This is a genomic window from Streptomyces sp. NPDC031379 (assembly GCF_055569615.1).
Genome location: NZ_JBVIIT010000007.1, coordinates 316,704 through 332,318, shown reverse-complemented (window position 1 = coordinate 332,318; position 15,615 = coordinate 316,704). Strand labels below are relative to the sequence as shown.

Here is a 15,615-nt window from a genome sequence, read left to right as displayed (position 1 = left end):
GGGTACACCTCCATGGGCCAGTACCTGTACACCCTGGACGGCACCGCCTACACCTACGACGCGAACGGCAACCGGACCAGCACCAGCAACACCTATGTCACCTCCATCGACTGGAACACCGGCACCGTCTACGAACGGCGGCTGAGCAAGGCCGGCGAGAGCCTCTTCTACCGCGAACCCGAGGGCCTGGCCATCCAGATCCCCGACATGAGCACCCCCACCGTCGCCCGCCTCCACATCGGCCTCGGATCCGAGGAATCCCTCAGCCAGACCGACAAGAAGGCCAGCTTCTACTACAAGGACCTCCTCGTCTGACGGCCCGGCGAGCGGTATCAGTCCTTCAGTTCCGGCGGTGAGATCCGGGACTCGGCGATCGCCGAGCCCTTCGTGCCCCACTTCTGGAGGATCTTGTCGTACGTGCCGTCGGCGATCAGCTTGTTCACCGCCGCCTGGAAGGCCGGGGCCAGTCCGGTGCCCTTCTTGAAGGCGAAGCCGACGTCCAGGCGGTGGAACTCGTTGAGGAACTTCAGGCCCGGCTGGTGGGCGACGGCGTAACGCAGGCCGTTGATCGTGGACATCACGACGTCACTGCGGCCCTGCTGGACCGAGGACCAGACCGCGCTGGGCTCGGAGTACGTCTGCACCGCGTACGCCTTCTTGCCCGCGTCGGTGCACACGTGCTTGTTGTCCTCCAGCGTGGCCTCGAAGGTCGTACCGGCGCCGGTCGCGACGTTCAGGCCGCACAGCTGCAACAGATCGGTGACCTTGGACAGCTTGCTGTCCTTGCGGGTGGCGAAGCCCTGGCCGTCGTTGACGTAGGTGACGAAGTCGATGGTCTTGCGGCGTTCCTCGGTGACGCCGAAGTTGCTCGCGCCGAAGTCGTACTTCCCGCTGTCCAGGGCCGGCAGGATCGCCTCGAAGCCCGCCTGTTCCACCTTCAGCCGGACACCGAGGACGCCCGCGACCGCCTTGGTGAAGTCGACGTCCTGACCGGTCAGGGTCTTGCCGTCGGAGAGGTAGGTGGTGCCGGGCGGAGTACCGCCGACGCTGACGGCGACGGTGAGGTGCGTGGTGCCGGCCGGCAGCAGCTTCGCGACCGCGGCGTCCTTCTTCTCGGCGGATACGACGTCCGTGGTGGGCACCTCGTCGGACGTGGCCGCCACACCGGAGGCGTCCGTCCCGCCCGAGTCACCGGAGCCGGAACCGCAGGCGGTGAGGAGCAGAGCGGCCGACGTGATGGCAATAAAAGGCGTGAAATGGCGATAAAAGGACGTACGCATCGGGCGGCGATCTCCTGAAGCAGAAGGGTGTGAGAAGCGCGAGAGGGGAGGGGTGCGCGTGTGAAGGCGTGACGGAAGAAAGGGGAGAACGCGGGTACGCCCGCAACAGGGCGGGCGTGCGCAGGGGGTCAGCTCAACAGGAAGAGGACCACACGCGACCGAAGTCGATGTGGGAGCGGGTGACCAGCCACTGCTGTGGATGCATGGGGCAAGTGGAACAGGCATCCGGTTCTGCGTCAACTGAGTTGAGACGTACGGCTCACAGTATGGACAACCTTGACAGCGCGGGGAAACGCCCGCGTACTCTCGGTACACGGCCCTGCTGAGGGGCTCGGCCGTGTCCGCGCCACGCCGCGCGTCCCTGTGAAGGCACCACCCCGTTCTGACGATTCCACGCGTCACGGAGCCTTCGCATGTCATCCGACACCCTCGCCAAACTCCCCACCGCACCGCAGACACCCGAGCCCGCGGACGTTCCGCGGATCGTGCCGCAGCGCCGGTACGGGCAGTGGGCCGCCGCCGTCGTGGTCCTCGTCCTGCTCGGGTTCGCCGTCAACTCGGTCCTGCGCAACGAGGCGTTCCAGTGGGGCGTCGTCGCCGACCACTTCACCTCGGACTCCATCCTGCGCGGACTGTGGCTCACGCTGTGGCTGACCGCGGTGGTGATGGTCCTCGGCTTCGCCCTCGGCACCCTGCTCGCCACGTTCCGGCTGTCCGCCAACCCCGTTCTGCGGGCGGTCGGCTGGGGCTACGTGTGGCTGTTCCGGTCGATCCCGATCCTGGTGCAGCTGCTGCTCTGGTTCAACATCGGGGCGCTGTACCCCGAGGTGCTCGGCGTGAAGACGGTCAACCTGCTGAGCCCGGTCGCCGTCGCCGTCGTCGGCCTCACCCTGCACGAGGCCGCCTACGCCGCCGAGGTCGTCCGGGGAGGCATCCTCTCCGTGGACCGCGGACAGATCGAGGCCGCCCAGGCGCTCGGCCTGAGCCGGTGGCGGCGCTGGCGGCGGATCGTGCTGCCGCAGGCGATGCGCTCCATCGTGCCGCCGGCCGGCAACATGCTGATCGGCACCCTCAAGGGCACCTCGATCGTCAGCGTCATCGCCGTCAACGACCTGCTGTTCTCCGCCCAGTTGATCTACCACCGCACCTATCAGGTGATCCCGCTGCTGATGGTCGCCACCCTCTGGTACGCCGTCGTCACCTCGGTGCTCGGCATCGGCCAGTACTACGTGGAGAAGTACTACGCGCGCGGCACGGAGAGCGCCCGATGAGGCCGCAGCTGGTGATCGTGGGAGCCGGGCCGAGGGGGACCGGCGTCCTCGAACGCCTCGCCGCCAACGCGCCCGAGATGTACGCCGGTAGGGGCCTCGACATCCACCTCGTCGACCCCCATCCGCCGGGCGGCGGACGGATCTGGCGCGAGGCGCAGTCCCCGCTGTTGTGGATGAACTCGCACGCCGAGGACGTCACCATGTTCACCGACGAGACGGTGACGATGGACGGCCCGGTCCGTGAGGGCCCCACCCTGCACGAGTGGGCCGCGCTCGACGGCCGCACCTTCGCCGACCGGCAGCTCCAGGGCCGCTATCTGCGCTGGGTGTACGAGCGGGCCCGCGCCGACCTGCCGCCCGGTGTCACCGTCCGTCACCACCCGCGGCGTGCCCTGCGGATCAGCGGGCCACGCGCGGGCCGCCAGCAGGTGTGGCTGGAGGGCAGTCCCCGCCCTCTCCTCGCCGACCTGGTGATCCTCGCGCTCGGCCACCTGGACGCCGACCTCGACGACACGCAGGCCGAGTTGGCCGCGTACGCCCGGGAGCACGACCTGCTGCACCTGCCGCCCGACTTCACCGCCGACAGCGATCTGTCCGCGCTGCGGCCAGGTGAACCCGTCCTCGTGCGCGGCTTCGGGCTGGCCTTCGTCGACCTGATGGTGCTGCTCACCGAGGGACGCGGGGGACGCCACGAGGGCGACACCTACCTCCCCTCGGGCCGGGAGCCGGTGCTGTACGTCGGCTCACGGCGCGGCGTGCCCTACCACTCGAAGATCGGCTACGACTGGACCGGCGACCGGCCCCCGCTGCCCCGCTTCCTCGGACCCGCCCAGGTCGAGGAGCTGCTGGCCAGACCGGAGGGCTTCGACTTCCGGCGCGACGTGTGGCCCCTGGTGGAGAAGGAGCTGGGTTTCGCCCACTACCACCGGCTGTTCACCGCCCACCCGGAACGCACGGCGATGGCCTGGACCGACTTCGAGGAGAAGTACGCGGCCGCGGGCGGCCCCGCCGAGGTCGGGGCGCTGATCGCCGCCGCCGTGCCGGACCCGGCCGACCGTCTCGACCTCGCCGCGCTCGACCACCCGCTCGACGGCGTGCGCCACCCCTCCCACGAGGCGTTCCAGGAAGGGCTGCGGGGCTACATCGAGGACGACCTGAGCCGCCGTCACGATCCGTCGTTCAGTGCGGATCTCGGGGTCTTCCTCGGGCTGCTCTCCGTCTACGGACAGCTCGTGCGGCTCGGGAACACCGGCCCCCGGTGGCACGGGTTCTTCAGCTATCTGGCCTCGGGGCCGCCCGGCCCCCGGCTGCGGCAGATGCTCGCGCTGTCCCGCGCCGGCCTGCTCCGTTTCCTGGGTGCCGACATGGCCGTCACCGCCGAGGACGGGGTGTTCCGGGCCACCAGCCCGACCGTGCCGGGCTTCGCCGTCGAGGCCCGGGCACTGGTCGAGGCGCGACTGCCCGAGCCCACCGTCGGACGGGCCCGCGACGGCCTGCTGCGCGAGCTGCACGACGACGGCGCCGCCGAGACCCCCGAAGGGCTGCTCCGGGTCGACCCCCGCGACGGCCGCATCCTCGACGGCACCGGACGCCCGCACCCCCGGCGCTTCGCCCTCGGCCCCTACACCGACGCCCGTACGCCCGGCGCCTTCACCCGCCCGCGAACCGGCGGGGCCGCGTTCCGGCAGAACGACGCCACCGCCCGCACAGCGCTGACCTTCCTGCGGGACCCGGACGGCCGCGCGGCCGCCTGAGCCCCCCCACGTGAATCCGCAAAGGAATACATGCCATGACCGTCATGGTCGACATCAGGTCCGTGCACAAGAGCTTCGGCTCCCTCGCCGTGCTCAAGGGCATCGACCTCCAGGTGCGCGCCGGTGAGGTCACCGTCGTGCTCGGCCCCTCCGGCTCCGGAAAGTCCACACTGCTGCGCACCATCAACCACCTGGAGAAGGTGGACCGGGGCGAGATCAGCGTGGACGGCGCCCTGATGGGATACCGGCGCGCCGGGGACAAGCTGTACGAACTGCCCGAGCGCGAGGTGCTCCGGCAGCGCACCCGGATCGGGTTCGTCTTCCAGAACTTCAACCTCTTCCCGCACCTCACCGTCCTGGACAACGTCGTCGAGGCGCCGGTGTCCGCGCTGAAGCGGCCCCGGAAGGCGGCCGTGGAGAGCGCGCACCGGCTGCTGGAACGGGTCGGGCTCGGCGACAAGGCCGGTGCCTACCCGCGGCAGCTGTCCGGCGGGCAGCAGCAGCGGGTGGCCATCGCGCGGGCGCTCGCGCTGGAGCCCCGGCTGCTGCTGTTCGACGAGCCGACCTCGGCGCTCGATCCCGAGCTGGTCGGGGAAGTCCTGGACGTCATCCGCGGCCTGGCGGAGCAGGGCACGACGATGATCGTCGTCACGCACGAGATCGCGTTCGCCCGGGAGGTCGCCGACACGGTGGTCTTCATGGCCGACGGGAGGATCGTCGAGCAGGGGCCACCGGCCGAGGTGCTCGGCGCTCCGCGGGAGGAGCGGACCCGGGTGTTCCTCTCCAAGGTGCTGTGAGGGATGGCCGTGCAGACAAGGTGTGCCCGGTCCGAGGTGCTGGTGTGAGCGCGCGGTACGGCCGTGGGCTGTTGCATCTCGCCGCCGCCGTCGACCAGCCCGGCTCCCTCGACGCCGGTTCCTACGTCGAGCTGGCCCGGCTCGCCGAGCGCGGTGCGCTGGACTTCGTGACGCTGGACGACTCCTTCGCCCGGCCCGGTCCCGACGCGCTCGCGGCACTGTCCCGGGTGGCGCCCGCGACCCGGCGGATCGGGCTGGTCCCCACGGTGACCACCACGCACACCGAGCCCTTCCGGGTGCAGGCCGCCGTGGCCACCCTGGACTGGGTCAGCCGAGGCCGGGCGGGCTGGCGCATCGAGGTGTCCACCACCGAGGGGGAGGCCCGGCTCTTCGGCCGCCGGCACGCGGCCCCGGCCGAGGCGCTGTGGCAGGAGGCCGGCGAAGTCGCCGACGCCGCCGCGCGCTTGTGGGACAGCTGGGAGGACGGCGCCGAGATCCGGGACCCGGCGAGCGGCCGGTTCCTCGACCGGGACCGGCTGCACCGCGCCGGCTTCGCCGGGACCGCCTTCTCGGTCCGCGGCCCCTCGACCGTGCCGCGGCCGCCGCAGGGCCACCCCGTCCGTGTGGTCGACGCCACCGAGGCCCACACCCGGACCGTCGCCGCCCGGTACGCGGACGTGGCTCTGGTCCGCGCCGTGACCCCGGCCCAGGCGGCCACCGTGCGGGACGAACTGCGCGCTTTGGCGGGTGAGTCCGGGCGGCGGCCCGACTCCCTGCGGGTGCTGGTGAGCCTGCTGGTGGATCTCGGCGACGGCGAACACGCGGCCGAGCCCGGGCACGGGGGAGGAGGCCCACGGCCGACCGCGCAGGGCCCGCTGTACCGGGGTGGCCCGGTCGACCTCGCGGAGCTGGTGGCCGGCTGGCACGCCGACGGCGCCACCGACGGCTTCCACCTCGTCCCCGTCGAACCGCGCCGCGATCTGGAGCGGCTGGTCAACGGCACGGTGGCGCTGCTCCAGCACCGCGGACTGTTCCGCACCTTCTACCCGGGCAGCACCCTGCGCGACCACCTGGGCCTGGCCCGGCCGGCCAACCGGTACGCCGTGACCGGGGGAACGTCATGACCGTACGACGGCAGGTGCACCTCGCGGCTCTCTTCCCGGGCACCGACGGCACCACCGGGTGGGCGGATCAGCGCACGGACGCGCGGATCGCGTTCCCCTCCTTCGAGCGCCTGGCCCGGGTCGCCGAGCGTGGCCTGTTCGACTTCCTGCTGCTCGACGAGGGGCTGCGACTGCCCGAGCACCGGGGCCGGATCCACGATCTGGAGCCGGTGGGCTGGCCGGAACCGGTCGCCGTACTGAACGCGCTCGCCGGGGTCACCACGCGGCTGGGACTCGCCGCCACCGTGCACGCCGGTTTCGGCGAGCCCTACGAACTCGCCCGCAGGATCGCCACCCTGGACCATCTCAGCGGGGGCCGGGCGGCCTGGCGGGTGGCGGCCTCGCCGGACCCCCGAACCGGCGAGAACTTCCGGCCCGGCGGCCGCGCCGACCGTGCCCCGGGGACGGACGAGTTCATCGGCGTGGCACGGCGGTTGTGGGACTCCTGGACGGCTGACGGGCTGCCCCGGCCGTTCGCCCACCAGGGCCGGCACTTCGACATCGCGGGCGAGTTCGGGCTGCCCCGCTCACCGCAGGGGCGGCCGGTCGTGATCCAGGCGGGGGAGTCCGAGGAGGCGCGGGAGTCGGCCGCGGCCTCGGCCGACGTGTTCCTCGCCCGGCACGGCTCCCCGGCGGCGGCCCGCTTCCGCTACGCCTACGTCAAACAGCGTCTGGCGGCGTACGGCCGGGCACCGGAGGACCTGAAGATCATGCCCGGCGTCACCGTCGTCCTCGGGGACACCGCCGCCGAGGCACAGGAGCGAGCCGCCGGGATCAGACGGCAGCGGGTCACCCCCCAGTACGCGCTGTACGCGCTGGAGCGGCTCTGGGGAGTGGACCTCTCCGGCCACGACCCCGACGGCCCGCTCCCCGGGATCGCCCCCCGCGGCAGGGACGGCGAGACCCTGGCGCTGGTCGGGAGATGGCGGGCGCTGGCGGAGGAGAAGGGGTTGTCCAGCCGGGACACCGTGATCGAGGCGAGCGGCCGGCAGTCCTTCGTCGGCACTCCCGAGACGGTCGCCGCCGAACTGCACACATATGTCCGCGACGGGGCCGCCGACGGGTTCGTCCTCGTCCCTCAGCTCACGGCCGACGGGCTGGAGGAGTTCGTGGACCGGGTGGTGCCGCTGCTCCAGGAACGCGGCGCGTTCCGCACGGAATACCAGGGTCCCACTCTTCGCTCCCATCTCGGGCTGCCGCACCCGGCGGGGGAACGCTGACCGCACAGGAAAGGAAACGACGACATGACGACGGACGCACCCGACGCGTGGAAGCAGTGGCACGAAGGGCGCGTGGAGACGGTCTCGGCGCCCTACGGCCCGCTCGCGCTGACCGCCACGCACTGGGTCGAGGACCATCCGGAGGGGCTACTTCCGGACATTCCCGGTACATGGGCGGCGGATGATGCGGGGGTTGTGCTCACCGCCGGGGAGACCGACGGGCTGACGGTGGACGGCCGCCCTTTCACCGGAGAGATCCACCTCGCCGCCGACCCCGGGCCGGAAGCGGCCTCGCGGGTCGCGCTCGGCGAGAAGCGGCTGTTCGTGCTGGTCCGTGAGGGCGTCTGGGGCGTACGGGTCTACGACCCCCAGTCCGCGGCCCGCCGTGCCTTCCGGGGCATCGAGGCCACCCCGTACGCGTCCCGCTGGTCGGTGCCGGGGCGCTTCACGCCGTACGGCGACACGCGCACCGTCCGGGTCGGCAACGCGGACGGCCGGGAACGTGGGCTCGCCCTCGCCGGCGAACTCGCCTTCACCCTGGCCGGACAGGACCTGACGCTGCAGGTCGCGCAGCAGGGCGACGGGCGGCTGTGGGCGGTGTTCGCCGACACCACCAGCGGCGACACCAGCTTCAGGTTCCGCTTCCTCCACCCGGAGGCACCGGACGCCGAGGGCCGCACCACGGTCGACCTCAACCGCGCCCAGCTCCCGCCGTGCGCCTTCGCCGACCACTTCATCTGCCCCTTCCCGCCGCCCGGCAACACGCTGGACGTGGCGGTCGACGCGGGGGAGCGTGCGCTGAACTGACGTCAGGGGGCGGCTGTTCGGGGGAGAGTGCGCGACGGGCGCACGGAGGTAGTTCAAAATCCGACGGCCGAAAGGCACTCTTGTGCCGACCGGCCGTTCGGCCGAATACTCCCCCCAGTGCTTGTCAGGGACATGCGCGCTCGGCATCCGGCCGTGTCCCTGGCTGCGCCTCACCGGCCCCGACCCCACGCGGGCCCCCGACTTCCCATGGAGGGAACGAAACGTGAGGATCAAGCGCACCACTCCCCGCAGCGGCACCGCCAGACGGACCCGGCTGACCGCCGTGGCCACCGGTTTCCTGGCCGCAGCGGCGTTCGCCGCCCCCACCGCGAACGCCGACGACACCCCCTCGTTCAGCGCCGCCCAGCTCACCCGCGCGAGCGACTCCGTCCTCAAGGCCGACATCGCCGGCACGGCCTGGGCGGTGGACGGCAAGACCAACCGCGTCGTCGTCACCGTCGACAGCACGGTGTCCAAGGCCGAGATCGCCCAGATCAAGAAGCAGGCCGGCGCCACCGCGGACGCGCTCACCATCAAGCGCACCCCCGGCAAGTTCAACAAGCTGATCTCCGGCGGCGACGCCATCTACGCGAGCAGCTGGCGCTGCTCCCTGGGCTTCAACGTCCAGGACTCCAGCGGCAACTACTACTTCCTGACCGCCGGTCACTGCACCGACGGCGCGGGCACCTGGTGGTCGAACTCCGCGCACACGACCACGCTCGGCACCACGGCCGGCTCCAGCTTCCCCGGCAACGACTACGGCATCGTGCGCTACACCAACAGCTCGGTGACCAAGTCGGGCGCCGTGGGCAGCCAGGACATCGCCGGCGCGGCCACGCCCTCCGTGGGCACGACCGTCTACCGCCGCGGCTCCACGACCGGTACGCACAGCGGCCGCGTCACCGCGCTCAACGCGACGGTCAACTACGGCGGCGGCGACATCGTCTCCGGCCTGATCCAGACCACGGTCTGCGCCGAGCCCGGTGACTCCGGCGGCCCGCTGTACGGCGGCAGCACCGCGTACGGCCTCACCTCCGGCGGCAGCGGCAACTGCTCCTCCGGCGGAACGACGTTCTTCCAGCCGGTCACCGAGGCGCTGAGCGCCTATGGAGTCCACGTCTACTGACGGACCGGCACGTTCCTCCGTCCGGTGACCCGGCTGTGCCCCCGCACGCACCCCGCGTGCGGGGGCTTCCGCTTGCCCGGCGCGCGCGGCCGTGTCTTCGGAGGGTTCCTTTTCGGCCAGGGGTGACGACCACGGAGCGCCGAGGGGTTACTCGCTCGTAGTGTTTGCAGTGCGAATTCCCTGGGGGGACCGTCCCCGCCCGGAGCGGGGCGGGGGCGTGCGACGTTCTGTGCGCGCGTCCGGAAGTCGACCTTGTGTGCTCCCTGCGCGGTTCGGAAGAGTGGGCGCCCGTCAACCAGCCTTCCGGCCCGTCAGGTCCCCACAGCCCGACCGGCCGACCCCCCACAGGAGGACGCGAGTTGAAGCACCGACGCATATCCGGGCGGCGGACCGCCCTGGCCGGCGCCGGCATCGCCGCACTGGTCGCAGCGGGTGTCACCTTGCAGAATGCGAACGCCGGCGAGCCGGCGAAGTCCGCTCCGGAACCGCGGGTCCTGTCCGCCCTGGCGGCCGGAAAGCTCGCCTCGAGTCTCGACAGCGACCTCGGCGCCGACGCGGCGGGCAGCTACTACGACGCCCAGGCGAAGAGCCTCGTCGTCAACGTGCTCGACCGGACCGCCGCGAGGGCCGTCGAGGCGGCCGGGGCCAAGGCCAGAATCGTCACCCACTCCCTCGCCGATCTCCGCGCCGCGCGCTCGGCGCTGACGAAGGACGCGACCATCCCCGGTACCTCCTGGGCGACCGACCCGGTCGGCAACAAGGTCGTCGTCACCGCCGACAGGACGGTGTCCGGCGCGGAATGGGACCGGCTGGGCAAGGTGGTCGACGGGCTCGGCGGCAAGGCCGAACTCAAGAGGTCCCGAGGGCGGTTCGAGCCCTTCGTCGCGGGCGGCGACGCGATCACCGGGGCGGGCGGTGCTCGCTCGGCTTCAACGTGGTCAAGGACGGGCAGCCGTACTTCCTGACCGCCGGTCACTGCACCGAGTCCATCTCCACCTGGTCGGACGCCGAGGGCGGGCGGATCGGGCAGAACGCCGAGTCCCACTTCCCGGGGACCGACTTCGGTCTGGTGAAGTACACGGCCCAGGTGGATCACCCGAGCGAGGTCGACCTCTACGACGGATCCGCCCAGAAGATCACCGGCGCCGCCGAGGCCACCGTCGGGATGAAGGTCACCCGCAGCGGCTCGACCACCCAGGTGCACTCCGGCACGGTCACCGGCCTGAACGCCACGGTCAACTACTCCGAGGGCACGGTCGGCGGCCTGATCCAGACCGACGTGTGCGCCGAGCCCGGTGACAGCGGCGGCTCGCTGTTCTCGGGGAGCAGCGCCGTCGGGCTGACCTCCGGTGGCAGCGGGGACTGTGCCTCGGGCGGGGAGACCTTCTTCCAGCCGGTCACCGCGGCCCTGTCGGTCACGGGCGCGCGGATCGGCTGACCCGCGGCGGCCCACCGGAAGCCCCGCCCCGAGCGCCCGGGGCGGGGCTTCGCGTACGCGGGGGTTCCGGCGGGGTGGGCGCGTCCGCCCCGGTTGTCCGTGTCATGTCCCCGCGGTCCCGCCACGGCCGGGCGTTTGCGCAGGTGAGAGGCGGTCGAAGGGATGTCGTACACATGTTCGAGAATGGAGGTATGGTGGATGAGGAAGTAGGGAACTGATGTTCGAGAGCCGTTCGGGGCTCACGAGTGCGGGAGGTGCGTGTGCCGGGCTTCGCGCATCTGCACACCGTCTCCGGGTTCTCCCTGAGGTACGGCGCCTCCCACCCGGAGCGGCTGGCCGAGCGCGCCTCGGAGCGGGGCATGGACGCCCTCGCCCTCACCGACCGCGACACCGTCGCCGGCACGGTCCGCTTCGCCAAGGCCTGCGCCAAGGTGGGCGTCCGCCCGCTGTTCGGGGTGAACCTGGCGGTGGAGGCTGCGGAGGTACGGCGTGAGAGGCGCCGCACCCCGGTGCGGGGCGGTGCCTTCGTGGACGAGTCGGCTCCCCGGGTGACCTTCCTCGCCCGGGACGGCGCGCGGGGCTGGGCCGGCCTGTGCCGGATCGTCACGGCCGCGCACGCGGGCGCGGGCACACCGCTGCTGCCCTGGTCCGACCACCGCGGCGACGGCCTGCTCGTACTGCTCGGCCCCGGCTCCGATGTGGGGCGCGCGCTCGCCGCGGGGCGTCCCGACCGGGCCGCGACGCTGCTCGGCCCGTGGCGCGAGGTCTACGGTGACGCCCTGCGACTGGAGGCCGTCTGGCACGGCCGGACGGGTACGGGGTCCGGTTCCCTGCGGCTCGCCGCCCGCACCGTCGGCTTCGCCGCCGAGCAGGGGGTGTGGCCCGTGCTGAGCAACGCCGTCCGCTACGCCGATCCCGGTCAGGGGCCGGTCGCCGACGTGCTGGACGCCGCGCGGCGCCTGGTCCCGGTCGACCCGCGCGGGGAGCTGGACTCCGGCGAGGCCTGGCTGAAGGACGCGCAGACCATGCTCCAGGTCGCCGAGCGGGTGGTGGAGGCGGCCGGTTACCGGCGCGACACCGCCCACCGGCTGCTGGAGCAGACCCGGGTCACCGCCGCCGAGTGCCGGGTCGACCCCGAGGACGACCTCGGCATCGGCACCGTCCACTTCCCCGAGCCGCACCTCGTCGGCGCCGGCCGCCGCACCGCCCAGCGGGCCCTCGCCTCGCGGGCCGCGGCGGGCATGGTGCGGCTCGGCCACGGCGGCAGGCGTGCGTACTGGGAGCGGATGCACCACGAGCTGGACATCATCGCCCACCACGGTTTCGCCTCCTATTTCCTGACGGTCGCCCAAGTGGTGGACGACGTGCGGGAGATGGGGATCCGGGTGGCCGCGCGCGGCTCCGGCGCCGGGTCGCTCGTCAACCATCTCCTCGGTATCGCGCATGCCGATCCGGTGGAGCACGGGCTGCTGATGGAGCGCTTCCTGTCCAAGGAGCGTGTGGTGCTGCCCGATATCGACATCGATGTGGAGTCCGCGCGCCGGCTCGAGGTGTACCGGGCGATCATCGACCGGTTCGGCGGTGAGCGGGTCGCCACCGTCTCGATGCCGGAGACCTACCGGGTCCGGCACGCGATCCGGGACGTGGGTGCCGCCCTGTCCATGGACCCGGCCGAGATCGACCGGGTCGCCAAGTCCTTTCCGCACATCCGGGCGCGGGACGCCCGCGCGGCGCTGGAGGAACTGCCCGAGCTGAAGCGGCTGGCGGGGGAGAAGGAGAAGTACGGCAGGCTCTGGGAACTGGTCGAGGCGCTGGACGCCCTGCCGCGCGGGGTCGCCATGCATCCGTGCGGGGTGCTGCTCTCCGACGCCTCCCTGCTCGCCCGTACGCCGGTGGTGCCGACCAGCGGCGAGGGACTGCCGATGTCGCAGTTCGACAAGGAGGACGTGGAGGATCTCGGGCTGCTCAAGCTGGACGTGCTGGGCGTGCGGATGCAGTCGGCGATGGCGCACGCGGTCGCCGAGGTGGAACGGGCGACGGGCGAGCGGGTCGACCTGGACGCGCTGGCGCCGGACGACCCGGCGACGTACGGGCTCATCCGCTCCACCGAGACCCTCGGCTGTTTCCAGATCGAGTCGCCGGGCCAGCGGGACCTGGTGGGCCGGCTGCAGCCGAGCACCTTCCACGACCTGGTCGTCGACATCTCCCTCTTCCGGCCCGGCCCGGTCGCCGCCGACATGGTGCGGCCGTTCATCGAGGCGCGGCACGGGCGGGCGCCGGTGCGCTATCCGCACCCGGACCTGGAGGAGCCGCTGAAGGGGACGTACGGGGTCGTCGTCTTCCACGAGCAGGTCATCGACATCGTCGCCGTCATGACCGGCTGCGGCCGGGGCGAGGCCGACCGGGTCCGGCGCGGGCTGTCCGATGCGGAGTCACAGGCGCGGATCAAGGTGTGGTTCGCGCAGCACGCGGCGGCCAGGGGGTACGGCGCGGAGACGATCCAGCGGACCTGGGAGATCGTCGAGGCCTTCGGGTCGTACGGCTTCTGCAAGGCGCACGCGGTCGCCTTCGCGGTGCCCACGTACCAGTCGGCGTGGCTGAAGGCCCATCACCCCGCCGCCTTCTACGCGGGGCTGCTCACGCACGACCCCGGGATGTACCCGAAGCGGCTGCTGCTGGCGGACGCGCGGCGGCGCGGGGTGCCGATCCTGCCCCTGGACGTGAACGCCTCCGGAGTCGCCCACACGATCGAACTGGTGTCTGAATCCCCGGCGGTGTGGGGGCTGCGGCTCGCCCTCTGCGACGTGCACGGCATCAGCGAGGCCGAGGCGAAGCGGATCGAGGCCGGCCGGCCGTACTCCTCCCTGCTGGACTTCTGGGAGCGGGCCCGGCCGAGCCGGCCGCTCGCCGGGCGGCTCGCACAGGTGGGCGCGCTGGACGCCTTCGGCGCCAACCGGCGTGATCTGCAACTGCACCTGACCGAACTGCACCGGGGCGCCCGGAGCGGTGGCGGTGGGCAACTGCCGCTGGCGGGAGGCCGGAAGACGGCACCGGCCGGGCTGCCGGATCTGTCGTCGGCGGAACGGCTCAGCGCCGAGCTGGGTGTGCTGTCCATGGACACCTCGCGCAATCTGATGGACGACCACCGGGAGTTCCTGAAGGAGCTGGGCGTGGTCTCGGCACGTCGGCTGCGCGAGGCCCGGCACGGCGAGACCGTGCTGGTCGCGGGCGCCAAGGCGGCCACCCAGACCCCGCCGATCCGCTCCGGCAAGCGGGTCATCTTCTCCACGCTCGACGACGGCACGGGCCTGGTCGACCTCGCCTTCTTCGACGACTCCCACGACGCCTGCGCGCACACCGTCTTCCACTCCTGGCTGCTGCTGGTGCGCGGAGTGGTGCAGCGGCGCGGTCCGCGCAGCCTGAGCGTGGTGGGCGCCGCCGCCTGGAACCTCGCCGAGCTGGTGGACGTACGCCTCGCGGAAGGACTCGACGGGGTCGCGGCCCGGCTGGCCGAACCGTCCGGCACGGCCGGGAACGGATCCCCGGCCGGGGACGGATCCGCGGCGGAGGGTGACGGCGGTCCGTCCCGGGCCCGGCTCGCGGGGTCCGACGGGCTGCCCCCGCCGGCCGGCTCCGCGGCCCGCGATCCGATGGAGGGCCGGACGATCCGCATGCCCACGGGGTACGAGATGCACCCCTGGGCGGATCTGCGCCCCGCGGGCGAGGGGCCCGCGGTGGGAAGGAAGTTGTGGCACCAGAGTCCGGGGAGTGCGGGATGACCATCCTCTGCGTACGTTTCCAGCTGCCGCCGATGTACGAGGCGGCCCTGCCGGGGCTGCTCGGGCTGCTGGAGGAGTTCACGCCGGTCGTCGAGGCGCTGCCACCCGACGGGGCCCTGGCCGATCTCCGCGGCGCCGAACGGTACTTCGGGCGCACCGCCGTGGAGTTGGCCTCGGTCATCCGGGTCCGGGCCCTCGCCCGGTACGGCGTCGACTGTGTGATCGGCGCCGGTCCGGGCCCGATGCTGGCCCGCGTCGCGCTGCGCGACGCCCGGCCCGGGGTGACCTGCGCGGTGCCCGGGGACCCGGACGGCATCGCGGAGTTCCTCGCCGAACGGCCGGTGTCCGCGCTGCCCGGCGTCGGCACGGCGACCACCCGCACGCTGGGCGAGTACGGCCTGGACACCCTCGGTCTGGTCGCCGCCGCGCCGCTGTCCACGCTCCAGCGGCTGATCGGCGCGAAGGCGGGTCGCGAGCTGCGCGAGAAGGCGAGCGGCATCGACCGGGGCCGGGTCGTCCCGAACGCCGTCTCACGTTCTCTGGTCGCCGAACGGCCCTTCGACATCGACGAGCTGGATCCCGGCCGGCACCGCGGGGCGCTGCTGTCGGCCGCCGAGGAGATCGGCGCCCGGCTGCGCGCGGTGGAGAAGGTCTGCCGCACCCTGACCCTCACCGTGCGCTACGCCGACCGCTCCTCGACCACCCGCAGCCGCACCCTGAAGGAGCCGACCGCCCACTCGGCGGCCCTGACCAGGGCGGCCTACGACCTGTACGGGGCGCTCGGCCTGCAGCGCGCCCGGGTCCGCGCCCTCGCCCTGCGCGCCGAGGGCCTGACCCCCGCCGACCAGGCCTCCTACCAGCTCACCTTCGACCCCGTGGACGAGAAGGTCCGCCGCATCGAGGAGGTCGCGGACCGCGCGCGGGCGAAGTTCGGGCCGCGGGCGGTGATGCCGGGGGCGCTGGCGGCGTGACCCGGCCTC

10 protein-coding genes and 2 pseudogenes are annotated in these 15,615 nt (G+C 72.6%); 11 read left to right on the top strand and 1 reads right to left on the bottom strand.

The window, feature by feature from the left end; all coding sequences use genetic code 11:
* Positions 1-315, top strand: a pseudogene (locus ACZ5CW_RS13320) (teichoic acid biosynthesis protein C); the annotation flags it as partial.
* Between the two features lie 17 nt (positions 316-332).
* On the opposite strand, the gene ACZ5CW_RS13315 reads toward ACZ5CW_RS13320, so the two are convergent.
* Positions 333-1,280 carry an ABC transporter substrate-binding protein gene (locus ACZ5CW_RS13315; RefSeq protein ID WP_468600596.1) on the bottom strand — a complete coding sequence of 316 codons (948 nt, stop codon included), beginning with the start codon at positions 1,278-1,280 and terminating at the stop codon, positions 333-335.
* Between the two features lie 413 nt (positions 1,281-1,693).
* Here ACZ5CW_RS13315 and ACZ5CW_RS13310 point away from each other — a divergent pair, with 413 nt between their 5' ends.
* The 10 genes and pseudogenes from ACZ5CW_RS13310 (at position 1,694) to ACZ5CW_RS13265 (ending at position 15,606) form a co-directional block, all read left to right on the top strand.
* Positions 1,694-2,551: an amino acid ABC transporter permease gene (locus ACZ5CW_RS13310; RefSeq protein WP_468600594.1), complete on the top strand. Its 858-nt coding sequence runs from the start codon at positions 1,694-1,696 to the stop codon at positions 2,549-2,551.
* On the top strand, positions 2,548-4,305 hold the full coding sequence (locus tag ACZ5CW_RS13305) for an FAD/NAD(P)-binding protein (protein ID WP_468600592.1): 1,758 nt from the start codon (positions 2,548-2,550) through the stop codon (positions 4,303-4,305). The genes ACZ5CW_RS13310 and ACZ5CW_RS13305 overlap by 4 nt, the downstream gene beginning before the upstream one ends.
* Positions 4,306-4,340: 35 nt before the next feature.
* Positions 4,341-5,102 carry an amino acid ABC transporter ATP-binding protein gene (locus ACZ5CW_RS13300; protein ID WP_468600590.1) on the top strand — a complete coding sequence of 254 codons (762 nt, stop codon included), beginning with the start codon at positions 4,341-4,343 and terminating at the stop codon, positions 5,100-5,102.
* 44 nt (positions 5,103-5,146) lie between these two features.
* On the top strand, positions 5,147-6,226 hold the full coding sequence (locus tag ACZ5CW_RS13295) for an LLM class flavin-dependent oxidoreductase (protein WP_468600588.1): 1,080 nt from the start codon (positions 5,147-5,149) through the stop codon (positions 6,224-6,226).
* Positions 6,223-7,485 carry an NtaA/DmoA family FMN-dependent monooxygenase gene (locus ACZ5CW_RS13290; RefSeq protein WP_468600586.1) on the top strand — a complete coding sequence of 421 codons (1,263 nt, stop codon included), beginning with the start codon at positions 6,223-6,225 and terminating at the stop codon, positions 7,483-7,485. Before ACZ5CW_RS13295 ends, ACZ5CW_RS13290 begins: the two co-directional genes overlap by 4 nt.
* A gap of 24 nt (positions 7,486-7,509) precedes the next feature.
* Complete coding sequence (locus ACZ5CW_RS13285; protein WP_468600584.1) at positions 7,510-8,292, top strand: DUF1684 domain-containing protein; 783 nt, start codon at positions 7,510-7,512, stop codon at positions 8,290-8,292.
* A gap of 223 nt (positions 8,293-8,515) precedes the next feature.
* Positions 8,516-9,418, top strand: coding sequence for a S1 family peptidase (locus ACZ5CW_RS13280; protein ID WP_468600582.1), 903 nt, complete (start codon positions 8,516-8,518; stop codon positions 9,416-9,418).
* A 359-nt stretch (positions 9,419-9,777) separates the two neighbouring features.
* A pseudogene (locus ACZ5CW_RS13275) lies at positions 9,778-10,856 on the top strand (S1 family peptidase).
* A gap of 260 nt (positions 10,857-11,116) precedes the next feature.
* Complete coding sequence (locus ACZ5CW_RS13270; RefSeq protein WP_468600580.1) at positions 11,117-14,635, top strand: DNA polymerase III subunit alpha; 3,519 nt, start codon at positions 11,117-11,119, stop codon at positions 14,633-14,635.
* Positions 14,632-15,606 (top strand): DNA polymerase Y family protein, encoded by a 975-nt coding sequence (locus ACZ5CW_RS13265; protein WP_468600578.1) that lies wholly within the window; start codon positions 14,632-14,634, stop codon positions 15,604-15,606. Before ACZ5CW_RS13270 ends, ACZ5CW_RS13265 begins: the two co-directional genes overlap by 4 nt.
* Positions 15,607-15,615 lie beyond the last annotated feature (9 nt).